This window comes from Bacterioplanoides sp. (genome assembly GCF_965226395.1).
Lineage (GTDB): Bacteria > Pseudomonadota > Gammaproteobacteria > Pseudomonadales > Oceanobacteraceae > Bacterioplanoides.
In genome coordinates this window covers 3273526-3297389 of the sequence record NZ_OZ245358.1, presented here as the reverse complement: position 1 = coordinate 3297389, position 23864 = coordinate 3273526, and the positions used below count along the sequence as shown (strand labels likewise).

Annotated in this window: 20 protein-coding genes; 12 read left to right on the top strand and 8 right to left on the bottom strand. The window is 49.1% G+C overall.

What is annotated here, in order from left to right; genetic code table 11:
• Positions 1 to 51: 51 nt before the first annotated feature.
• Together cysK and ACO05E_RS15015 are read left to right on the top strand one after the other, a co-directional pair.
• Positions 52 to 999 (top strand): cysteine synthase A, encoded by a 948-nt coding sequence (gene cysK / locus ACO05E_RS15020; protein ID WP_419810310.1) that lies wholly within the window; start codon positions 52 to 54, stop codon positions 997 to 999.
• Complete coding sequence (locus ACO05E_RS15015) at positions 989 to 1657, top strand: alpha-ketoglutarate-dependent dioxygenase AlkB family protein (RefSeq protein WP_419810309.1); 669 nt, start codon at positions 989 to 991, stop codon at positions 1655 to 1657. Before cysK ends, ACO05E_RS15015 begins: the two co-directional genes overlap by 11 nt.
• Here ACO05E_RS15015 and ACO05E_RS15010 read toward each other — a convergent pair.
• Positions 1623 to 2654, bottom strand: a complete 1032-nt coding sequence (locus tag ACO05E_RS15010) for a hypothetical protein (RefSeq protein ID WP_419810308.1) — start codon at positions 2652 to 2654, stop codon at positions 1623 to 1625. The two genes, ACO05E_RS15015 and ACO05E_RS15010, sit on opposite strands and share 35 nt — an antisense overlap.
• Positions 2641 to 3507, bottom strand: a complete 867-nt coding sequence (locus ACO05E_RS15005) for a cation diffusion facilitator family transporter (protein ID WP_419810307.1) — start codon at positions 3505 to 3507, stop codon at positions 2641 to 2643. The genes ACO05E_RS15010 and ACO05E_RS15005 overlap by 14 nt, the downstream gene beginning before the upstream one ends.
• A 152-nt stretch (positions 3508 to 3659) precedes the next feature.
• Between ACO05E_RS15005 and ACO05E_RS15000 the strand changes: the two genes are divergently transcribed.
• The 4 genes from ACO05E_RS15000 to ACO05E_RS14985 all read left to right on the top strand — a co-directional run bounded on the left by ACO05E_RS15000 (position 3660) and on the right by ACO05E_RS14985 (position 7828).
• Positions 3660 to 4574: a response regulator gene (locus ACO05E_RS15000; protein WP_419810306.1), complete on the top strand. Its 915-nt coding sequence runs from the start codon at positions 3660 to 3662 to the stop codon at positions 4572 to 4574.
• A 147-nt stretch (positions 4575 to 4721) separates the two neighbouring features.
• On the top strand, positions 4722 to 5519 hold the full coding sequence (locus ACO05E_RS14995; protein ID WP_419810305.1) for a tetratricopeptide repeat protein: 798 nt from the start codon (positions 4722 to 4724) through the stop codon (positions 5517 to 5519).
• A 232-nt stretch (positions 5520 to 5751) separates the two neighbouring features.
• Positions 5752 to 6747, top strand: a complete 996-nt coding sequence (locus ACO05E_RS14990) for a DUF1852 domain-containing protein (RefSeq protein ID WP_419810304.1) — start codon at positions 5752 to 5754, stop codon at positions 6745 to 6747.
• Positions 6748 to 6769: 22 nt separating this feature from the next.
• Complete coding sequence (locus tag ACO05E_RS14985) at positions 6770 to 7828, top strand: methionine synthase (protein WP_419810303.1); 1059 nt, start codon at positions 6770 to 6772, stop codon at positions 7826 to 7828.
• On the opposite strand, the gene ACO05E_RS14980 is transcribed toward ACO05E_RS14985, so the two are convergent.
• Both ACO05E_RS14980 and ACO05E_RS14975 read right to left on the bottom strand, forming a co-directional pair.
• The gene (locus tag ACO05E_RS14980; RefSeq protein WP_419810302.1) at positions 7791 to 8615 is read right to left on the bottom strand and encodes a sulfite exporter TauE/SafE family protein; all 825 of its coding nucleotides are present in this window, start codon (positions 8613 to 8615) and stop codon (positions 7791 to 7793) included. The two genes, ACO05E_RS14985 and ACO05E_RS14980, sit on opposite strands and share 38 nt — an antisense overlap.
• A 184-nt stretch (positions 8616 to 8799) precedes the next feature.
• Positions 8800 to 10698, bottom strand: a complete 1899-nt coding sequence (locus ACO05E_RS14975; protein WP_419810301.1) for a DEAD/DEAH box helicase — start codon at positions 10696 to 10698, stop codon at positions 8800 to 8802.
• A gap of 312 nt (positions 10699 to 11010) precedes the next feature.
• Here ACO05E_RS14975 and ACO05E_RS14970 point away from each other — a divergent pair, with 312 nt between their 5' ends.
• Entirely contained in the window at positions 11011 to 13131 is a 2121-nt protein-coding gene (locus ACO05E_RS14970) for an ATP-binding protein (protein ID WP_419810300.1), read from the top strand.
• A 44-nt stretch (positions 13132 to 13175) separates the two neighbouring features.
• A complete protein-coding gene (locus ACO05E_RS14965; protein ID WP_419810299.1) occupies positions 13176 to 13457 on the top strand; it encodes a pyrimidine/purine nucleoside phosphorylase in 282 nt (93 codons plus the stop codon).
• Between the two features lie 55 nt (positions 13458 to 13512).
• On the opposite strand, the gene ACO05E_RS14960 is transcribed toward ACO05E_RS14965, so the two are convergent.
• The gene (locus ACO05E_RS14960) at positions 13513 to 16149 is read right to left on the bottom strand and encodes a putative bifunctional diguanylate cyclase/phosphodiesterase (protein ID WP_419810298.1); all 2637 of its coding nucleotides are present in this window, start codon (positions 16147 to 16149) and stop codon (positions 13513 to 13515) included.
• Between the two features lie 45 nt (positions 16150 to 16194).
• Positions 16195 to 16854 (bottom strand): flagellar brake protein, encoded by a 660-nt coding sequence (locus tag ACO05E_RS14955; protein WP_419810297.1) that lies wholly within the window; start codon positions 16852 to 16854, stop codon positions 16195 to 16197.
• Between the two features lie 195 nt (positions 16855 to 17049).
• On the opposite strand from ACO05E_RS14955, the gene ACO05E_RS14950 reads away from it, so the two are divergent.
• Both ACO05E_RS14950 and ACO05E_RS14945 read left to right on the top strand, forming a co-directional pair.
• Positions 17050 to 17322, top strand: coding sequence for a DUF3820 family protein (locus tag ACO05E_RS14950; RefSeq protein WP_419810296.1), 273 nt, complete (start codon positions 17050 to 17052; stop codon positions 17320 to 17322).
• A gap of 94 nt (positions 17323 to 17416) precedes the next feature.
• Positions 17417 to 18118, top strand: a complete 702-nt coding sequence (locus ACO05E_RS14945; protein WP_419810295.1) for a glutamine amidotransferase-related protein — start codon at positions 17417 to 17419, stop codon at positions 18116 to 18118.
• 1 nt (position 18119) lies between these two features.
• On the opposite strand, the gene ACO05E_RS14940 is transcribed toward ACO05E_RS14945, so the two are convergent.
• The gene (locus ACO05E_RS14940) at positions 18120 to 18428 is read right to left on the bottom strand and encodes a DUF3301 domain-containing protein (protein ID WP_419810294.1); all 309 of its coding nucleotides are present in this window, start codon (positions 18426 to 18428) and stop codon (positions 18120 to 18122) included.
• Positions 18429 to 18505: 77 nt separating this feature from the next.
• Complete coding sequence (locus ACO05E_RS14935) at positions 18506 to 19798, bottom strand: acetyl-CoA C-acetyltransferase (RefSeq protein WP_419810293.1); 1293 nt, start codon at positions 19796 to 19798, stop codon at positions 18506 to 18508.
• 281 nt (positions 19799 to 20079) lie between these two features.
• On the opposite strand from ACO05E_RS14935, the gene ACO05E_RS14930 reads away from it, so the two are divergent.
• Together ACO05E_RS14930 and ACO05E_RS14925 are read left to right on the top strand one after the other, a co-directional pair.
• Positions 20080 to 21498 (top strand): 3-oxoacyl-ACP reductase, encoded by a 1419-nt coding sequence (locus ACO05E_RS14930; RefSeq protein WP_419810292.1) that lies wholly within the window; start codon positions 20080 to 20082, stop codon positions 21496 to 21498.
• 111 nt (positions 21499 to 21609) lie between these two features.
• Complete coding sequence (locus ACO05E_RS14925; RefSeq protein WP_419810291.1) at positions 21610 to 23859, top strand: EAL domain-containing protein; 2250 nt, start codon at positions 21610 to 21612, stop codon at positions 23857 to 23859.
• Positions 23860 to 23864 lie beyond the last annotated feature (5 nt).

The following is a 23864-nucleotide window of genomic DNA, read 5'->3' as shown; positions in this document are numbered from 1 at the left end:
ATTCTACCTCAATTAGTTTAGATCATATTTTATACAAGGTGGCAAAATATCATGAAAGTCTATGAGGACATCACTCAATCGATTGGTAATACCCCGCTGGTACGCATCAGCAAACTGACTCAACACCCGAAGGTATATGCCAAGCTTGAGAACCGCAACCCGGCCCATTCGGTAAAATGCCGCATTGGTGCCAATATGATCTGGCAAGCCGAACAAGATGGGTTATTAAAACCCGGTATGGAAATTGTTGAGCCAACCAGCGGTAACACCGGTATTGCGCTGGCATTTGTTGCCGCAGCTCGTGGTTATAAAGTGACCCTGACGATGCCGGAAACCATGAGTATCGAGCGTCGCAAAGTAATGCAGGCACTGGGAGCCAATTTAGTGCTAACCGAAGGTCCAAAAGGTATGCGTGGAGCGGTTGAAAAAGCCGAAGAACTGCTGGCGGAAGCACCGCAACAACGCATCATGCTGCAACAGTTTGAAAACCCGGCCAACCCGGCCATTCATGAAAAAACAACCGGCCCGGAAATCTGGCAGGACACCGATGGTGAAGTCGATGTGGTTGTTGCCGGTGTTGGCACCGGAGGAACAATCTCTGGTATTTCCCGCTATATCAAACAACACAAAGCCATTACCTCAGTAGCGGTTGAGCCGGCAGACTCAGCCATCATCACTCAGGTACGTAACGGTGAAGACATTACACCTGCGCCTCATAAAATTCAGGGCATTGGTGCCAACTTTATTCCCAAAAACCTGGATCTGGAGATGCTCGACCGGGTTGAAACGGTTGGTAATGACGCAGCGATGGACATGGCGCACCGACTGATGGCTGAAGAAGGTATTCTCGCCGGTATTTCTTGTGGTGCAGCAATGCAGGCGGCGTTAAAACTGGCCGAGGAAGAAGAATTTAAAGACAAAACGATTGTGGTGATTCTGCCAGATTCCGGTGAACGTTATCTGACCTCGCCACTGTTTGCCGGTCGCTTTGAAGGATAATCACACCTTTGCCTTTGAGGTAGAGGAAGCTGCCATTCAGGCGCCTAACCTCAACAATCCGCAGCCTCTGTTGGATGGTGACCTGACGCTGTACCCGGATGCATTTGCACCGGGTATAGCGCTGCAACTGTATCAACAACTGCAGCGTGAAATCGCCTGGCGTCAGGAAACCCTAACACTGTACGGCAAACAACACCGTTGCCCGCGTCTGCAATGCTGGATTGGCAACCCCGAGGCCAGTTACCGCTACAGCGGTAAAACCTTCCATCCAGAACCCTGGAGCACCACAACAGCGGCGCTCAACGAGATCATACGTGACAGCCTCGGCCAGCCGTTTAATTCGGTTCTGGCGAACCTCTATCGTGATGGCCAGGATTCCATGGGCTGGCACAGTGATAATGAAGCCGAACTCGGCCCGATGGCGGTAATTGCTTCACTGAGTCTGGGAGCAACACGTGATTTTTCGTTGCGCCGTATTGGAGAGACCCGGCAACACCTCAGCATCGCCCTGCCTTCAGGCAGCTTATTGGTCATGAATGCTGGCATGCAACAGCGTTGGCAGCACGCTCTGCCTAAACGTCGCACCATCAACAGTCCCCGGATCAACCTGACCTTTCGCCAGATTATTGCGAAAACACCGTCTCCAGGCGGAACATAATCACCGGCGTACTTTCGTAATCGGTATCCCGGGTCCAGATAATTTCCGGTGATAACTCGGCAAACACATAATCTTTCCAGATTTGCCGACGGTAGCGTACTCCTGCGGCATAGGCATCAAAGGTTGCACCAAATTCTGTGTCGCCATTTGCATTGGCCACAAAACCGATGGCCGATCGGGTGCTTAAACGGTGGTATAAACCCGCTCCGTAACCCAGCTCAAAAAAACCATCATTAAGCAGATAATCAGCTCGGGTGCTGACGCGAAATTGCTTGGTAATATTAATCGGATAATTCATCTGCAGATCAGACTCCGATTCCCAACCATCACTGGTAAAATACGAAAAGCGCTGGGTCGCTTTTAATTCCCATTCGGAAAAATAAGCATAACGACGAGCCCGCAGGCGAACAAACGGATCGGGTGGCAACCCCCAGCGAATGCCACCATCAATATTGGTTTTCCATTTATCCGTTTCATTAATAATAAAACGCAGCGCGGCGGTGTATTCAACATTTTCGACACTTTCAATCGGATCACCTTCACGCAAGGCATCTTCATCTTCCGATTCAACCAATAACTTCAGTCGCTCATTGGTATTAGGCAGTGCCACTTTGACACTGAGTCCAAATTTATAATCAACCGGTTCGCCTAATTCGCGGCGCGTATAAAACGAAAGTTTTGCGCGGCTGCCTTTTACATCGTCGGAAACAATTTCTTCACTGAAAAAGGTATCGATAAAAAAGGAATCAATATTGCCGGAAAGACTATTCAGATATTCCACCAGCCAATCCCGGGAGCGATCCATCACATCTTTATCAACCTGGGTTTCACCACGATAGGCTTGTGAGGTTGGCAGCGATTGAGATTGCGTACCAGGCGGCACTGCTGGCAAATCAAATTCAAATGACTCTGGCTGATAAACCGGCGTTGTAAAAGCACCGGCATTGAGACAAAAACAGCACAGCACCAGACCGGTGTACAGATTAAATCGGGTCATGGTGGATCAGAATCTCGGCCTGTGGAAATTGCTTAATAATGGCCCGCTCAACCCGGCTGCCTAATGCATGAGCTTGTCGCAGGGATTGCTCAGCATTCAGCTCCAGGTGAAACTGGATAAACTGCACACTACCAGCCTGACGGGTTTTCAGATCATGACATCCCAATACGCCAGGCTGCTGTTGGATCAAGGCCAGAATCTGCGCTTCAGTTTCCGGTTCCAGAGCCTGATCCATCAGCACGCTCAGTGCCAGTGTCACAATATCCCAGACACTTTTGATCAGAATAACCACCACCAGCAAAGCCACCGCCGGGTCCATCCATAACCAGTTAAATGAAACCCCGACCAGTGCAATCACCACGGCAATATTCATCAGAATATCACTGACATAATGCGCCGAATCCGCTTTTACGGCCAAAGATTGTGTGCGCCGATAAACCCAACGCTGAAATAACACCAGACAAAGTGTTAGCAAAGTTGAAAATACCATCACCCCAATACTTTCATTAATCGCATTCAGTGCCTGAGGGTGAAGCAAACGATCAACCACCTGCAACAAGACCATAATCAATGAGCCACTGATAAACGCGGCTTGTATCAAGGCAGCAATGCCTTCGGCTTTGGCATGACCAAACGGATGATTTTTATCGGCCGGTAATAAGGCATAACGAATGGCAAAAAAATTCACCAGCGACGCCAAAATATCAGCCATAGAATCCAACAAAGAAGACAGAACACTGGTGGAATCACTCCACGACCAGACCATGGCTTTAGACACCAACAACACCCCGGCGACCAGCACAGAGGCATAAGCAGTCAACATCATTAAGCGCGATGTTCCCGGATCTGTCATGCAATCTTCCTGTTACCTGTCATTATTATCAAAGATATGACTATAGCTGAAAGCCGGAGCGGCGAGTAGCAATCGTGTTCTTAAAAGTCGCTTGACCCATTGCTGACAAATTGATTTTATAAGTCGGTATTCAGGGGAGAGCCGAGGGCAAAATGCCAGTAAAAAATGCGTTGGTAGTTGATGATTCAAAGTCTGCACGGATGATGTTGCAACGGTTACTTACCAGAATGAATGTTGAATCAGAAGCCGTAGAGAGCGCTGAAGCGGCTCTGCTGTTTCTTGATAAAACCCAACCCGATGTTATTTTTATGGATCATATGATGCCGGGTATGAATGGCCTTGAAGCCACCCAGCTGATTAAAAACAATCCGAAAACAGCGACAATTCCAACCATTATGTACACCTCAAAAGAAGGTGATGAATACTTCGATATGGCGAAGTCTCACGGTGCGGAAGGTGTGCTGGCAAAACCCGCTAATCAGGAAGCCGTAATGGCCGTAATCCAGTCACTGGATGAACCGGCTGCCAATGATGAACCTGTTATCAATCTTAACCCCGGTAGCGGGAATGAAGCTGCGGAACAAAGCAATATCCCATTAATTGAAATTGATAAACTGATTCAGAAACACCTCAAGCTGGCACTGACACAAGCCAAAGGTGAAATGGCCGCAGGCCTCGACAGTGCGACACAACAATTACAAAATGCTCAGGCACACGAATTAAAGTTAATTGAACGTAACTGGCAGCAACAATACGAAGGGCTGCAACAGGATGTTCAACAATCGCTGCAACCCAAAACACTGTTTCAGCAAACCCGGGGGTTAAACCAGAAACTCGCGACTCTGGTTTCAGAAAAAGCGGTCAAAGCTGCCTGCTCTGAGTTACTGGATCAGACCCATTCTAATCTGAATGATACGGCCACTTCGTTATCGACCGAGATTCAGCAGCTGCAACAGGAACTACAGCAAGAGATACAACGAACCCGCAAGCGAGCCACCACCAGTGGCATTATTTTTGGCCTGATCAGTGGTGCAGCCACCGCGGCAACGCTGCAATTTCTGCTCTGACTCCCCCTCCTCTGGCGCGTTATGGAAAGGGCCAACTGGCCCGTACGCACCTTTCTATTCATGTTACACATCGTTACAATTTACGATTATTTTAACGCCTGCTACAGGCTCTGCTAATCATTAACAATGCGATCAGGGAAGCAATCAATGATCAGAATTTTTATACTGCTGACGACCATAGCAGTACTGGGCGGATGTGCCGCCGCCACACCTATTCTGCTGGTTGAAGGAGCGGGCCACGGTATTGTGCGTCACGATGAAGATATTAAGGTACGTGCCGCCGCAGCCTTACAGGAAGAACCGGATCTGCTGACATTCTCGGTACAATCCATTTCACGCGGCAAAACCGAAACTGCGGTTGCTACCTACCTGAAAGGTTATTCTGACCCGGATTACAGCCAGAATATTAAATCACTGGCGCTGTACCAGATTGGCCTGATCTATATGAATCGTTATAACGATGATCGTGATGACATCAAAGCTCGCGCTTATTTTAATCAGCACAATATTGAATTCCCGGACTCCCGGGTAAAAGAACGTGTTAACAAGCGCTTAGCCATTCTTGATAAACGCCAGAGCAAATCCGTACAACTGAATGCCAGACAGCTGCTGAATCAGGTAAACCGGGCGCAGTTATTAACCACCAACGACACACCCTTTGATGCCGAGTTAACTCCCATGAGTGAGCGGGCTATCACTGATGAACGAGTAGCCGATGCCGAAAGCGTGTATTTGATTCTGTACGACAATCAATCATCCTCAGATGAAATGCGAGCCAAAGCACTGTACCAGCTAGGACTGATTTATATGAGTCCTTATAACCGCCACGGCGACAACCGCAAAGCACTGGCCTACTTCCGCAAAATTACGGCGGAATTCCCACAAACATCGGTAGCGCGCGGCGCTTCACAAAAGGCGAGTCAGTTGATTAATCGTCAGAATTAACATCGTCCTTAGCCATCGCCTTCCAGCCGATGCACTTTACTCCTTTCAATAGCCCCGGCCTCCATGCCGGGGTTTTCTGTTCAGCCATAACAAACCGATGATACTTCCCATACTGACATGAGGTAACTTCATCATATCTTGAATTTAAATCGTTTTTACTCATAGTCATATCCACGTATAAATCACAGTTAACAAAACACTTAAGATTTATCTCTGTTCCTGGATACCAATTATGAGCAATAAGCCCAGCACTGTAGACAGCTTTCACTACACGGTTAAAACCATTCGTTTTGATGAAGACTATCAACCATCAGATGCAACCCGTATCACCACTAACTTCGCCAACCTGGCACGGGGAGAAAGCCGTCAGGAGAATCTGCGTAATGCGTTACGCATGGTCGATCGTCGTTTTAACGCACTGGCCCCCTGGGATAACCCCAAAGGTGATCGTTATTCCGTTGAGCTGGATATTATTTCGGTGGATATTGATATTGCAGGCAATGGCAATACGTTTCCGACCATTGAAATTCTGAAAATCCAGATCACCGACCACAAAACCAACAAACGCATTGAAGGAATTGTCGGTAATAACTTCTCGTCCTACGTCCGTGACTATGACTTCAGTGTACTTCTGCTGGATCATAATAAAGACAGCAGTCGGTTCAGCGTCCCCGATAATTTTGGTGATTTACACGGCAAATTATTTAAAGACTTTGTCCACTCCTCGGTTTATCAACAACACTTCAATAAATTACCTGTGATTTGCCTGAGTGTTTCCGACAACAAAATTTATCAACGAAGCCATAATCAACATCCTCTATTAGGGATTGAGTACCTGCCAAACGAGTCTTCTTTAACCGAACAGTATTTTAAAAAAATGGGGCTACAGGTGCGTTATTTTATGCCACCCAACAGTGTTGCTCCGCTGGCGTTTTATTTTTTCGGCGACTTATTAAACGATTACAGCAACCTGGAATTAATCAGTACCATCAGCACCATGGAAACCTTCCAGAAAATTTATCGCCCGGAGATTTATAACGCCAATGCGGTAGCCGGAACCCGCTACCAGCCGGACCTGAAACACACAGATCATTCATTAACTCAGATTATTTACGATCGGGTTGAACGCAGTCAGTTAGCGATTAAACAAGGAAAATTTGCCGAAGAGCATTTTATTAAACCGTTTCAGAATGAACTGAAACAGTGGTCCGACAATTACGCGATATAAGCTACAAGGCATCAGCATCGTTATGAAAAAGCTATTACCCACATCAACCGCTGGCAGTTTGCCAAAACCGTCATGGCTGGCCGAGCCGGAAACACTCTGGTCACCCTGGAAGCTGGAAGGCACTGAGTTAGCATCAGCCAAAAAAGATGCGTTGCGTATCACTCTGCAGGAACAACAAAATGCAGGGATTGATATCGTCAGCGATGGCGAACAAACCCGCCAGCATTTTGTGACCACATTTATTGAACACTTGAATGGCGTCGACTGGCAAAACAAGAAAACCGTATTCATACGCAATCGTTACCATGCCGAAGTACCGGGTATTATTGGCCCGGTCTCACGCCAGCAACCGGTATTTGTTAAAGACGCGGCTTTTTTACGTTCACAAACCGATCTCCCCATCAAATGGGCCCTGCCCGGGCCTATGACCATGGCAGATACCCTGTACGATGATTACTATCAGGATCGCAAAACTCTGGCTTTTGAATTTGCTAAAGCACTGAACCAGGAGGCCAGAGAATTAGAAGCCGCCGGGGTTGATATTATTCAGTTTGATGAGCCGGCGTTTAATGTTTTTTTAGAGGATGTGGTTGACTGGGGGATTGAAGCTCTGGAAAAATCCATCGAAGGTTTATCGTGCGAAACGGCGGTGCATATTTGCTATGGCTATGGCATTAAAGCCAATACTAACTGGAAAAAAACACTGGGAAATGAGTGGCGCCATTACGAAAAAACCTTCCCGGCGCTGCAACAATCGTCGCTCGATATTATTTCACTGGAGTGCCATAACGGTCGTGTTCCCTTTGAAGTACTGGAACTGATACGAGGCAAAAAAGTGATGGTGGGCGCCATCGACGTTGCCACTGATACCATAGAAACACCGGAAGAGGTGGCCGCAACACTACGCCAGGCACTGAAGTATGTTGATGCCGACAAGCTCTACCCATGTACCAATTGTGGCATGGCACCGTTAAAGCGCGATATCGCCCGGGAAAAACTAAGCGCTCTGCACGCCGGTGCAGAGCTTGTCAGAAAAGAATTAGCTACAAAAAAACCTGAGCCAGCATTCTTAATCCGGTAATCAACAACACGAGCGCAAATATTTTCTTCAGTCGGGCGGCGTCCAGTTTAGCCGCCAGTGACGCCCCGATCGGAGCAAATTTAACGGTTAATGGCACAATACAAATAAAGCCTATCAGATTAACCAAACCAAACGTTCCGGCCGGAGCATCCGCTGGGGTATCACCTATGATCAGCATAGTCAGAGCAGCAGGCAATGAAATAATCAAACCAATGGCGGCGGCTGTCCCCACGGCTTTATGTGCCGGGTAGTTGTACAAGGTTAATAACGGCACCGATAGGGTGCCACCACCAATACCCACCATCGAGCTGAAAAAACCGATGGATGTGGCCATAACACCCTGCCCGCCACGTCCGGGCAGCTGTTGAAATAACGCCGACTTCCCCGTTCGGAACAACATATTCAACGCTGATAACATTGCAATCACACCAAACAACAGCGTTAACCAGGCCCCGTCCACCCGAGTCACTAACCAACTGCCGAGCAACACACCAGCCAAAATAAACAGTGCCCAATGGGTTAATAAATCCGTATCAACATTCCCTTTTGCCTGATGAGAGCGGATTGAGCTAATGGATGTCGGAATAATAGTCGCCAGAGACGTGGCGGTGGCAATCAACATGGCGGATTCCGCTGACACACCAAACCCCTGAAATAAGAAAAACAGCACAGGGACAATAACAATACCGCCTCCCACACCTAATAAACCGGCCAGAATACCGGCAAAAATACCCGTGGTAGCCAGGGCCAGAACGGTAGCAATATTATTCAGGAAAAATTCAATCATAACGGCAGAGCAGCTTGCAGTGAGTCAGGCGGCTATCATACAGAGTTCCCCCTTGGGGAATAATGAAATGAATTCACCCGATAATGAAGGCACCTCATAATGAGACTGTTTTCTGCGCCGAAAAAAAACCGACGCAGAACGTCGGTTTTTTATTATTAGCAATCGCCGTTGTTATACGACTCGATTACTCTTTTGGCTTACGCTTTTTAAAGCCCGGCTTATCATTACGGCGCTCACCACGCTCATAACCTTTACCGCCCTGCCCGGATTTATTACCGCCACCTGGCTTACCACGGTGCGGTTTTTTAGGGCCCCGATCCGGGCGATCAGCGCGCTTACGGCCATCACCTTTAGGAATATCCGAGGTTTTATACTCTTTCATATCCAGAGAGCGACCACACACTTTGGCTTTTTTCAGTACAGACAGAGTGGCCGGTGGCATACCGTTAGGTAAATCGATAACGGAGAAATTCTCCAGAATTTCGATATGGCCAATAAATTTACTTTCCAGCTCAGCTTCGTTAGCAACCGCACCCACCAGGTTACCCGGGCGTAAACCGTCGTTGTAACCCACGGCAACCATATAACGCTGCATATCAACTTCTGGCTGGCCTTTTAATGCCTTAGCCTGCTCTTCCGGCATCGCTTTACTGCGCGGTCCACGCTCCTGACGATCACCACGACGGTCATCACGATCACGGCGGTTATCACGCTCTTCACGACGGTCACGTGAATTACGCTCCATCATCCGCGCGTCGGCTTTTTCATCCAGGAATAACGGTTTGTTACCCTGCACTAATTTTGCCAGTGCTGCCGCCAGATCCAGTGTATCAATTGGGTTTTCAACCAGCAGCTGCTCAATAATCTCGCGGAAAACCTGGTTCTTTTCACTGTGTACCGCGTCCAGAATCTGAGCCTGGAAACGCTCTTTGCGCTTGGCATTCACATCTTTTGCCGTTGGTAACGGCATTTCTTCGATGGTCTGACGAGTGGCTTTTTCGATGTCACGCAGCATACGTTTTTCACGGCCACGAACAAACACAATTGCTTCGCCTTCACGGCCAGCACGACCGGTACGGCCAATACGGTGAACGTAAGACTCGGTATCCTGGGGAATGTCGTAGTTAATTACGTGACTGATACGCTCAACGTCTAAGCCACGTGCAGCAACATCGGTAGCCACCAGAATATCCAGCTTGCCGGCTTTTAATTTTTCAACCGCTTTTTCACGTAATTGCTGCGGAATATCACCATTTAATGGCGCACACTTAAAGCCGTTAGCCTGCATAAAGTCAGCAACTTCTTCGGTGGCCTGCTTGGTGCGTACAAACACCATCATGGCGTCAAAGTCTTCCACTTCACAAATACGCAGCAAGGCGTCATTTTTATGCGCGCCGCCAACAAACCAGTAGCGCTGACGAATTTTATCGTTGGTGGTGGTTTTGGCTTTGATTTTTACCTGTACCGGATCATTCAGGTGTTTTTCCGCAACCGCCTGAATTTCTCTTGGCATGGTAGCCGAGAATAATGCTACCTGACGCTGTTTCGGTGCCTGCTCCAGAATCCAGTTAACATCGTCAATAAAGCCCATGCGTAACATTTCATCGGCTTCATCCAGCACCACGGCTTTGATGTCTGACAGGTTTAACGTGCCACGACGCAGGTGATCCATCACACGACCCGGAGTACCTACAATCCACTGTGGGCCACGCTTTAATTCACGCAGCTGCGTACCATAATCGGTACCACCATAAATGGCTGACACATTAATGCCCGGCAGATATTTGGAGTAGCTTTTAACCGCTTCAGCAACCTGTTGAGCCAGCTCACGGGTCGGCGCTAATACCAGCACCTGTGGAGCGTTCAGTTCAGCTTGTGTACGTGCCAGAATCGGCAGCGAGAATGCTGCGGTTTTACCGGTACCGGTTTGTGCCATACCCAGCACATCACGTCCTTCTAATAAAGACGGAATACTGGACGCCTGAATTGGCGATGGTTCTTCGTAGCCCAGCTCTTCCAGTGTGCGAAGAATAGAAAAGGGCAGACCCAGGCTGGCGAAGCCTGTAGGCGTTGATTCACTCATTAGTGTACCTGTGTATCAGAAAGCTGGGCGTAGGCCGTATTCACTCTCACACAAGTACCCGAACGCTGCTTACCGGCATAGCGGTATGCAACCATTTGAAAGGGATAAAGACTTGCCAACAGGACGGCGATGCCCGACTAGGGGTTTAAAAGGGCGGCGATTATACACAAAACACCGGGGCCGTGCTCTTACTTTCTGCGATAAATCTGTAGCTAATTGTATCTGCCCTGGCATTCCGTCGTCGCACACTACAGACAGTCGCCGGAAAAAGCTGCTAGGCTGGTGTGAGATCAACGGAGACCAACATCGTTCATGAGTATTAAATCACGCCTGTTATGCGCCATTATTATTCTGCAACTGATTGGTTTTGCGGTATTGGTTTTCCGTTTCAGTGATGACATCAGTGACTCACTGTTACAACACGGCCAGGTACAGGTTCAGGCAACACTGCAGGCGCAACTCAATCATTTTGATGCGCTGGCAAGTGAGATGGAACGCGGCGCCCGGGCATTAGCGCTTTCCGGTGAGCTGATTCACGCTCAGAATTTTGATTTGCCTGAGTCTGAGCGGGCTTTTTCAGAGCTGTTATTAAAAACCTTCCGCCCTTTCCCACAAGCTCTGGGTGGCGGCATCTGGTTTGAGCCATACCGCTACAACCCACAACAACGCCTGATGGGCCCTTATGCTTATCGCACCCCACAAGGGGTGGTGTTCAGCTGGGAATTAAACACACCACAATACAATTACCCGCAACAACCCTGGTATGAACTGGCCATCCCCCACGACTGGCCACGCCACGTCACGCCGGATGTGCAGATTTACTGGACCCCTCCCTACCGTGACGAAGCTGGCAGCGAGTCTCTGATGATGACGGTTGACGCGCTGATGTTTGATCAACAGCAACATATTTTAGGAATGGCCACCATTGATTGGTCAATGGAAGCTGTGCTGACTTACCTCAACCAATCCACCTTTACCCGTAACAGCCAACCGTTTTTATTTCATCCGGATAACCCTCAATCACTGCTGAATCATCCATTATCCAGCAGCACAAGCGAGCAGCTGACTAAAGCCTTTCATGCCCGCCAACATCCGACAGATAATGCAGATCACGATCCGATTGTGTCCATCAGCGATCAGAATGGTCAGCAACTTTATGCCGGTAAAACGCGCTCCGGGTTGATTCTGGGCGTTATTGTACCGGATGCCGACTTTGCCCAACTGATCGAACAGCAACGTGCCGATACGCTAACCAGCGGCGTATTGATTGCCCTGGTGTTTATCGCCATTGTGGCACTGATGCTGGAGGTGTTATTTAAACCGTTCGAACATATCCTTGGACTGTTAACCTCTACCGTTGATGCCAACCGCAACAAACAGACAAGCCGCATTCAGCCCATTTTTTATGAAGGTAATAATGAGTTCACCCCTATTATTTCAACCTTTAATATTCTGGCGGAACAAATTGAAACCTTCACTCAACGCTTGTCTGACAGCAACCGCGAATTACAGCACAGCCAGACTGAAATTGCCGAACTGAATTTCCGCCTCGAAGAAAAAGTTGAAGAACGCACCCGCGAATTACACGCCAAAAAAGAAGAAGCCATCAACGCACTGCAGCAACTAAAAATCACTCAGAGTCAGCTGATTAATATGGAAAAATACGCGGCTATGGGGGAGCTAGTGGCAGGTCTGGCGCACGAGGTGAATACACCACTGAGCATCAGTATGACATCGATGGAAGCGTTACAGGATCAGCTGGATGCTGTGCCTGACATTCACTCTTCAGGCACCACACCAGCAGATACAGGCATATCCGGCTCAGCTATCAATGAATTACTGCAATCGCTGCATGAAAACATCAGTATTACCATCGCCAACCTGAATCAGGCCAGCGATATGATCAGTCGTTTTAAGCAGGTCACGGTCGACCAGGCCAGCGACCAGTTACGGGATTTCGAACTGGGTGATTACCTCACCAGCATTATCAGCTCCCTGCGCCCTAATTATAAATACCGGCCGATTCAGGTTGATCTCGATTGCCCGGAAACCATTTACCTTTCCAGCCATCCCGGGGCTATCTCACAGATCATTACTAATCTAATGATGAACTCGCTGATTCATGCGTTTGAAGAAGGTCAAAGCGGCCATATCCAGATCAGCGCCACACAGACTGCGGAACAACTACAGATCAGTTATCGCGACGATGGCAAAGGCATGAGCCCGGAGGTGGTGGAGCAGCTGTTTGAACCCTTCTTCACCACTCGCCGAGAACAGGGTGGCAGCGGCATGGGAACTCATGTGGTACACCAGTTAGTCACCCAGGCATTACAAGGTGAGATCAGTGTGAGCAGCACGCCGGAGCTGGGCACCCGGTATACCATCACTCTTCCCCGTCAGCCCATCGCAAAGCGCGGGACAGATGCGCTCTGAAGCCGTATACTGCGTTCCCTTTTAATTTATCAGGAGTACGTAACGTGCTGAAAGTTAACGAATATTTTGATGGCAACGTAAAATCCATTGGCCTGCAAACAGCCACTCTGCCAGCAACGGTTGGTGTCATGGTCGCCGGTGATTACGAATTTGGCACCAGCCAGAAAGAAGTGATGACCGTGGTATCCGGCAGCATGGATGTTAAATTACCGGGCGCTGACGCTTTCCAGACCTTTGCTCAGGGTGAATCCTTTAACGTCGACGCTAACGTTAAGTTCCAGGTAAAAGTAGCGGCTGATACCGCTTACTTCTGCACTTACGAATAATCGTCAGGCTACATCGTTTTGGGTTTTCCTTGTATTGACGATGTAGCCTTTCCTTTTAGCTCGGCACCTTCGCCATCAGCGCTTCCATTTTATCGACCGGTAATGGCTGACTGAATAAAAATCCCTGGTAGGTTTCACACTGATTCTGACGTAAGAACTCCAGCTGCTGCTCGGTTTCCACCCCTTCGGCCAGAACATCCAGCCCCAAACCTTTGGCCATATGAATAATGGTGGTGGTAATCACCCGCCCTTCATCCTGATCTTCAATGGAATTGACAAAGCTACGGTCAATTTTCAGCTTATCTACCCGATAACGATGCAAATACGCCAGTGATGAATACCCTGTACCAAAATCATCCACCGCCAGAGCCACACCCAGCTCTTTCAAACCCGCAATGGTGTCGAGCACCTGAGGGGTAGGCTCAAGCAGAGCACCTTCGGTAATTTCCAGTTCAAGCCAGCCCGGGGCAATCTGATATTGCTGCAACAGCTTCTGCAGCAATTCCACCAGACCGCCCGCGACAAAGGTCGGTTGGGTAATATTCACCGCAACCTGAATGGTGCGACGTTGTTCGGCCTGCCAGCGACTGATGGTGCGACACGCGGAACGCAGAACCCAGGCATCCAGCTCCGGCATCAGGCCATTATCTTCTGCGACCGGCAGAAAACGCCCGGGAGCAATGACACCCTCGCTGGTATGGTGCCAGCGAATTAAAGCTTCAGCACCAATGATCTTGCCCGTGTTAACACACACCTGAGGCTGATAATACAGCTGTAACTCATCGTCACGCTGCAACGCTTTACGCAGCTGATTGCCCAGTTCCAGGCGATCCGAAGCCGCCTGCGTCATATCATTGCTATAAAACCGATAGCCATTACGCCCCTGTTTTTTGGCCCGGAACATGGCCACATCGGCATTACTTAATAACTGCGTTACAGAACTGCCATGATCCGGGTATAACGTCACCCCCATGGAGACACTGATAAACAACTCCTGACCAACACCGGCATCAAAAGGAGAAGTCAGCAACCCCTGAATAATGTTGACCACGGTTTGTACCTGCTCGACGCTGTTCACGTCTTCCAGCACCACCATAAAATCATCACCACCAAGGCGTGCCACAGTATCACTGTCACGTAAACGTTTACGCACACGATGAGAAAAGGCCTGTAATAAACGATCACCAACCGGGTGTCCAAGGCTGTCATTAATGTGCTTAAAATGATCCAGGTCGATGGCGATCAGTGCCACTTTACGCTGACTGCCATGGGCTTTTTCCAGGGCATTTTCGAGACGATTCAACAGCAACGTTCGATTAGGCAGGTTGGTTAACGAGTCATAGAAGGATAAATGCTCCAGTTGCTGCTCAGACTCTTTGATCTGAGACATGTCGGAAAAAACACCAACATAATGGCTGATGCGCTGATTACCATCACGCACCGCGGTAATGGTTAACCACTCCGGAAATAATTCACCACTTTTTTTGCGATTCCAGATCTCTCCGCGCCAGTAACCGTGGTTATCAATCGCGTCGTACATATTGTGGTAAAAATCACGGCCGTACTGGCCCGACTTCAGCACCGATATCGGGCGTCCAATAATTTCCTGTTCACTGTAACCGGTGATGGCGCTGAACGCTGGGTTAACGGCTTCAACACTGGCGTTAGCATCGGTAATTACAATGCCTTCCATGGTGGACTCAAACACCACAGAGGCCTGGTGCAAACGTCTCTCTTTCGCCTGTTGTTCGGTAATGTCCTGAATGGAGCCACTTCGGGCAATGGTTATGCCCTGTTCATTCTGGATCGTCTCACCCAAACCGTGGATGTATTTTTCATTACCGGAGGGCAATAACACCCGATAAATCATTTCGGTGGCATCGCCGGTTTCATAACTGCGTTTCAGAGTGGTCGAAAAGCGCTCACGATCTTCCGGATGCACAAAAGCGATATAACGTGCCAGCTGGATTGACTGCGTATCCTCCGGCAATTCAAGAATTTCTGCCGCCTGTGGGGTCAGGTTAATACGGTCGTTAACAATATCGTCGCGCCAGCTGCCAATATTAGCCAGACGCTCAGTGCGAAATAACAGCTGCTCACGCCGTTGCAGATGATCTACCACCCGAATGCGATCAATCACCAGATAACACAACTGGGCAAAGGTTGATAATAAGGAGGCTTCGGCATCTGACAAGGATTTCTTAGTGGAGAATGAGAACAGCAGACAACCGGCCTCCGGCTGCCGTCCAACCACTGGAATAATCAACAAACTTTCGCCTTGCAGAGCCTGCCACAGGCATTGCTCAGCCGCACTCAGATCGTCGCCTTGGTGAATGACACGGACAGACTGATCAACAATGGCTGCGCGCCAATCAGGCAGGTTTCTGGCCAGTAACCGGGCATTGTATTCAGGCTGAAGATGAGCCGCGGATTCTGTCACCGAGGACTCCACCACATAAGGGTCGGCATAATTTTCATCAGGATTGATAATAAATAAAGCGCGATCTGCTGTTAGCTGTATACACATCTGCGCCAGTGTTGCGCTCAGGTCTGTGTCCAGCACTTCAGAACGTGTCGTCAGAAAGACTTTAATACAACGTTCAATCAACAAATCTAACGGCAACAATGAATCATCACGGCTGACAACCGACCGTAATGAATGTCGCCTGCTTTCCTTCCCCGGATCTTTCAAACTACTACTCCGTACCAGCGACTTTTTCTGTTCAGATCAATGAGCTCAGGTATTTAAATGGGTTAGCACATAAGCGTGGAGTGTGATCCGGTCAGAATCACTCATTTCCACAAACTGTACACCCACAGCCACCTGAGTTTCTTCCGGTGTGACCGAACGCACAATGGCGCCCACTTTAATAATCCGATCCACTCCGCTGACCGATACCTGCGCGGTCAGGGTTAATGAATCCCCTTCTGTCACCGCCAGCTGGCGCGCCTGTAAACGGGCACCACCCAGACTGAGGTCCGTTATTTTGGCGGATACTTTATGCTGCAACTCGGTGCCATAAATCACCGAGCAAATCAGGTTTACCCGGGCACGAACCGAGCCGCGCACTTCACCCAGTACTAATTCCTGCGGCATGGCCAGATGAATATGCGCAAAAGGAATCCGGGAAACATGAATCACTTCGGATTTAAACGCACAGGCACTGTTCCATTGGGCCGCAAAAAAACGAACCGCCAATGGCATCCCGTTTTTCAGCGATAACGGGGAACCATTTTTAATTGGCGTTGACACAATAATCGAACGCCCTGGCATATAGCCCACTAAACTGCTGCGATCCCGTTCGTTGGAATAACCATCGAACTCCAACTGGATTGCTTGCCCGGGTAACAGCTTTAACTCTTCAAACCGTTTGGGCTTGCCACTTTCCGCGACCAATGTATCACCTGATTACTGTTTCAATAACGACTGATAGAATGTTGCTTAGTGTAGACCAGCCAGTGGCTTTTTCCTGTTCTGGCAAGCAATCACAACAAAAACCGGACAATTTGGTCAAATAACCAACAATTTTTGATAAGCATTTGAAAACTATAGAATATCTCACCGGCACTGCTGACAGACACGGGCTCAGACATGTTTAATAAACAAGACTTGGTAGCACTGATTACCACCACCATGCCTTACGGCAAATTTCAGGGCCGGGTGCTGATTGATATCCCGGAAGAATATCTGTTGTGGATGAACAAACAGGGCATGCCAAACGGTCGCCTGGGCTTTTTATTAAGTCTGGCACTGGAGATTCGCATCAATGGTCTGGAACAAATTCTGGAACCGCTGAGAAACGATCCGGCAGTACAGAAAATGGTTCAGGCATCGCGCACCCCCACTTCAGGCGAGTATCATTGATGCCTGCCTGAACATTGGCGCTTGCTCAGCTATAACCGCTTTAACCGCGACAACGGCCATAACTGCCCTGACAAACAGCAACAAGGACCCATCAATGATTCGCTTAGGCATCCTGGAAACCGACACCCTCTACGATGATCTGCTCGACGATTATCAGTCGTACGGCACCATGTTTGAGCAATTTTTCAGCCGCCTCGGCGGCAGGTTGAGTGTGCGTTTTTACGACGTACAAAATGGCGAGTTACCCAACAGCGGAGACTGCGATGCCTATCTGATAACCGGTTCCAAAGCCGGTGTTTACGACACCCATCCCTGGATCAGCGCGTTATCCGAATGGATCCGTCAGGCGTTCTCTCAGCACGAAAAAATCGCTGGCATTTGTTTTGGTCATCAGATACTGGCGCACAGCCTGGGAGGATTTGCCGGGAAAAGTGACAAAGGCTGGGGCATTGGTGTTCATACCACACAAATCATTAAACACCCGGGCTGGCTCAATGACGATGCCTCACATATCCGTCTGATATACAGTCATCAGGATCAGGTGGAGCGTTTACCGCCACAGGCTAAACGCCTGACGCAAAGCGACTTTTGTGAAAATGCCGCCTTTTTTATTGATCAGCGTGTTTTGTCCTTTCAGGGTCACCCTGAGTTCACCCCGGAATATTTATCGCGCTTGCTGCCACGCCGTATCGCCGCCATCGGAGAAGAACGTTACCAGCAAGGCATGAATACCTTAAACCAGCCCACCGATGCTGATCGTATCGGGCGCTGGTTACTGGAGTTTATGCAGCTTTAGCTTACTGAATCCTGTGAGCGTCCAGCTCCAGCTGTTCGACACGGCGACCAGCCAGGTGAATATGACCGGTGTAACGTTCATCACCGGTCGATGAAAAATCAAACCGGTAACAACGAATCAGACGCCAGCCAGCTCCACGTTTGCGCAGTCTTAAAGCATCCAGTAACAGGGTATCGTCCAGCAGTTGCAAATTCTGTTGCTCACAGTGTTTGCGCACAACCTGCAGCGCCAGCACTCTGGCCTGCTGTTGTTTATTCCAAAACAGATACAACACCGCCACCAGCGCAAAAAAGAAAATCCAGCCCAACATAGTTATTCCCGAGTCATCAGTTCTGAGTTGCCATTTCTGATACCTGATATGCTGCCGGTATCAGAAAAAACAAGTCATCAGGATTCCGGGCGTTCCAGAATCGCAACCGCACCCTGGCCTCCGGCGGCACAAATAGAAATTAACCCTCGCCCGGAACCTTTCTCCTCCAGCATTTTTGCTAATGACGACACAATCCGCCCGCCAGTGGCTGCAAAGGGATGGCCGGTGGCAATAGACGAGCCGCGTACGTTTAATTTACTGCGATCAATGCTGCCCAGTGGTTGCTCAAGGCCCAGTTTTTCTTTGCAGAAGGTTTCGTCTTCCCAGGCTTTTAATGTGGCGGCTACTACCCCGGCAAAGGCTTCGTGAATTTCGTAAAAATCAAAATCCTGCAGGGTTAAACCAGCACGCTGCAACATACTAGCAACCGCATAAGCCGGTGCCATTAATAAACCTTCGGCGTCTTTGCCAACAAAATTGACCGCCGAGGTTTCATAAAAGCTCAGGTAAGCACGAATGGGCAGACCACGCTCTTTGGCCCACTCTTCCGAAGCCATCAGCACCACCGATGCACCATCCGTTAAAGCGGAAGAATTGGCGGCGGTTAAGCTGCCCTGACCACTGCGCTTATCAAACGCCGGTTTCAGCGTTGCCATTTTATTCAGGTCGGGCTGACGCGCAGAGTTGTCTTTTTCCAGCCCCAGGTACGGCGTAATCAAATCGTCGAAAAAACCGTCTTCATAGGCTTGCAGTAAATTGGTGTGAGAGTTAAAGGCGATCTGATCCTGTTCATCCTGAGTAATGCCCCAGTTTTTTACCGTCACTTCCGTATGCTCCCCCATCGACATATTGGTACGCGGTTCACTGTTGCGGGGAATTAACGGCGCCAGATGTTTGGGGCGGATTTTTGCCAGTAACTTCAGGCGTTCACCCGCCGTTTTTGCACGATTCAGATCCAGCAAAATTTTGCGTAACCCTTCCGACACACCAATCGGTGCATCCGATGTAGTATCCGCGCCACCGGCAATACCAACGTCAATCTGACCCAGTGCAATTTTGTTGGCAACCTGCATACAGGCCTGCAAACCGGTGGCACACGCTTGCTGAATATCCGTTGCGGGTGACATCGGATTCAGGGATGTACTCAGCAGGGTTTCACGGGCCAGATTGAAATCACGACTGTGTTTTATCACCGAACCCGCAACAAACTCACCTATTTTTTCACCCTGCAAGTTGTAGCGATTGACCAGGCCATTCAGTGCCGCGGTTAACATGTCCTGGTTAGAGGCGTGGGAATAAAGGGTATTGGAGCGGGCAAAAGGAATACGGTTACCGCCAATAATGGCAACACGGCGAACAATCTGAGTCATATCGGAATCCATACAAAATTAAAGATAAGAAGGTGTCATTATTATTTTCGGATAATACAAGCTAAAGAATTACCTGATAGTGGGCATTGGCTGAGTTGACGCAACAACCGCCTCAGTCAGACAATCCAACGGCAATCACTTGCGTTACTATACTCCCACCAAAAACGCTGCCAACAAAAACGTTATCAACAAAAACAAGCCTGACAAATAATAAGCACCACAAGAATAAGCATCAGACAGACGTATTCATCACGCATTGAAAAGAGTTAACGGAAACCATCATGGGAAACTTTTACGAGTCACTACTCAATAACAACATCGGCCGTAACCTGTTAAAAACCGTAGGATTACCAACGCCCATCGAATTAAAGCGCTACAACGCCGGGCAAGCCCATTATTTTTCCGGCCGTGTGCTGATCGGAACCAGTAAGCAGGGTGAATTATTAAATGACATTATGCGCAACCTCAAAGCGGCAGATGCCCGGGTCTGTTTTCCGGCTAATGCTCATACCGCTGCCGAGATCATTGAGGCTGCTAATGCCCATCAGCTTAGCATTCATGCCATTGAAGCCAGCCAGCTGAGCTCAGAGAAATTCGACGCACTGGTGTTTGATGCCTCCGGCTTTCAGCACGCTACCGATCTGGATCAGCTCTACACCTTTTTTCATCCAGCATTGCGCCAGTTAAGTAACAACGGCCGGGTTATCACCCTCGGTCGTCCGCCGTTAAAAGCCAGCCATGGTGAACAGGCCGCAGCGATGCGGGCACTGGAGGGCTTCAGTCGCTCGGTTGCCAAAGAAGTAGGGAAGAAAAGTGCCACCTCACAAGCAATCTATGTCGATGCGGATGCCGGACATAACCTGGATGCAGCCTTTCGTTTTGTGATGTCGGCCAAATCCGCTTATGTCGATGGTCAGGTCATTAGCGTACAACAGGCTGAAACCGTCGAGTACCCGGACTGGCACCAACCATTATCCGGCAAAACCGCACTGGTAACCGGCGCTTCACGCGGCATTGGTGAGTCGATTGCGCGCACGCTGGCACGCGATGGCGCTCGGGTCATCGGCCTCGACATTCCGGCGGCAGAAGCCGATCTGGGGCGTGTAATGACCGATATTGGTGGCGAAGTTTTGCTGGCCGATATTGCCTCGACTCAGGCCCCACAGATTATTTCCGATACCCTGAAACAGCATGGTGGTGCGGATATTCTGGTTCATAATGCCGGCATTACCCGCGATAAAACGCTGGCTAATATGCCGCAACACTGGTGGCAGATGACCATTGATATCAACCTGGCTGCGGAAGAACGAATCAACCAAACGCTGTTCGAACAAAAAACCATTAATCCCGGTGGTCGTATTGTTTGTGTATCGTCAATGAATGGCATCGCCGGCCAGGTTGGCCAAACCAACTATGCCACCTCAAAAGCCGGGGTGATTGGTTATGTGCAGTATATGGCGGCAGAACTGGCACAACAGAACATCACCATTAATGCCGTTGCGCCCGGTTTTATCGAAACTGCCATGACCGACGCCATTCCACTGATGACACGGGAGGTCGGTCGGCGCCTGAATTCGCTGTCTCAGGGTGGCCAGCCGGTTGACGTGGCCGAGACCATCGCCTTCTTTGCCAATCCGGCCTCATCCGGTATTAATGGCAATGTCATTCGGGTGTGTGGCCAGTCTCTGGTCGGCGCCTGAGCGCCACTACTTTCCTTTATTCCCATATATTTGAGCAGGTTAGAGCAAAAAACTACTGATTTTGAAAATTCACGGCTAAACTGGTGCTAATAATGAACGTTGGCTCAGTATATGTCCGTAAATTCTACCAACCCGGAAAACTCAAATCCGGTTGTATCGCTCAGTCGTTACAGCCATTTGCTGGAACTGATGGTATCCGGACATTCTCTGCATACCTTGCTGGAAGAGCTGTGTTATCTGATTCAGGAGCGTCAGCCCGGTTGCATTGCCTCGGTGCTGCTGCTCAGTGAAGACGGCTTACGCCTGACTCACGGCGCAGCTCCTTCTCTGCCGCAGGCGTATATTGATGGCATCAACGGCGTTGAAATTGGCCATGGTGTCGGTAGCTGTGGCACCGCTGCATTCAACAAAGAACTGGTTATTGTTGAAGACATCGACAACCACCCTTTTTGGGGCCCCTATAAAGAACTGGCCGCCATTGGCAACCTGAAAGCCTGCTGGTCGCAGCCCATCTTTGGTGCCAACAATCAGGTGCTGGGCACCTTTGCCATGTATTACAACGAGCCCAGGAAGCCGTCGGTCAACGATATTGTATTGATTCTCGAAGCTTCACGGCTGGCGCGTTTTGGTATTGAGCACAGCCGTGCTCAGACCCAGGGCAAACTCAGCACTCTGATTGCCCAGAACTTACCCATGGGCATGATCACCACCGATGAAAATTTCCTGATCTCCGGGGTGAATCCGGCCTTTACCCAGATCACCGGATTCTCGGCCAAAGACGTGATTGGCAAAAGACCCCAGGCTCTGGTCAATACCCCGGGGCAACTTGAGCAATTCAAAGAAATCATTGCCAAACTGCCACCGTCGCGCAGCTGGACATCGGAGATACAGGGCAAACGAAAAAATCAGGAAACCTTTACCGCAGAAATCTGCTTTTCGGCCATTCATGATCAACACGGCAAAATGATTAAAAGTGTTGCGCTGATCAGCGATATTTCCGAGCGTAAACGTTCGGAAGAGACCATTCATTATCTTGCCAATTACGATGTCCTGACCAACTTGCCCAACCGTAATTTATTTTACGAACACATGACCTGGGCCATCGAAAAAGGCAGTCACAATAATGCGCTGACTTTCAGCGTGGTAATTCTGGATCTGGATTATTTTAAAGAAGTGAATGACAACCACGGCCACGACGCCGGGGATGAGTTATTAATTCAGGCCGCCAACCGGTTAAAAAACTGCCTTGATGAAGGCGATACCATTGCCCGTTTGGGTGGTGATGAATTCGGCATTATCATCAGTGATGCTGACAACACCGAAAAGCTGGCAAACATCAGCCAGCGTTGTCTCTCTCAACTCAGCAAACCGTTTAAATTGCGTCAGGTTAAAGAGTGCCGTATCTCTGGCAGCCTTGGTATTGCCCGCTTTCCAGAAGACGGGGCCACCATTGCTCAGCTAATGAAAGCCGCCGATCAGGCACTGTACGCCGCCAAAGCCGCTGGCCGTAATACCTGCAAACATTTTACCCAGGCAATGCAGCAGGAAGCAGTAAATCAGGCATTAATGCATCAGGATTTGCGCCATGCGGTCGAGCGCAATGAGCTGGAGCTGCATTATCAGCCGATTATGGATATCAACTCCGATACTGATACCGCAACCATCACGCAATTAGAAGCACTGGTGCGCTGGAATCACCCGGAACGTGGTTTAGTTCGTCCGGATATTTTTATTCCGCTGGCTGAAAAAACCGGCATTATTCGTGAAATTGGTGACTGGGTCAGAAGTGCGGCACTGCAACAAATTAAGCATTTTGAACAACAAGGGCTGAATTTGTGTATTGCCGTTAATTTGTCGACCGCTGAATTTTTTGACAACAATTTAGCCGACCATATTCTTGAGCAGGTTCAGCAAGCGGGAGTTCACCCCAGTAAGCTAACCATTGAAATTACCGAGAGTCTGTTTATTCAGAATCAGGCCGACACCCGGGATTTTCTGCAGCGCTTAAAAAACAACCAGATCAAAATTGCACTGGACGATTTTGGTACTGGTTTTTCATCCTTGTCATATTTGTCTGCATTCCCGGTTGATAAGCTGAAGATTGATAAAAGCTTTATTGATGATATGACCCGGGATTCAAGAAAACAGGCATTGGTCGATAGTATTATTAATCTCGGCCACAGTTTGGATATGCAGGTTATTGCTGAAGGTATCGAAGAGCAGGAACAGTTAGCTGAGCTTAAAAACAAAGGCTGCGACAGTATTCAGGGGTATTATTTATCGCGCCCGCTGGGGGCTCTGGCGATTGAGCATTTTGTACTGGAGCATCAAGCCAAAATTAATTCTTCAAGTGATACATAATCTAA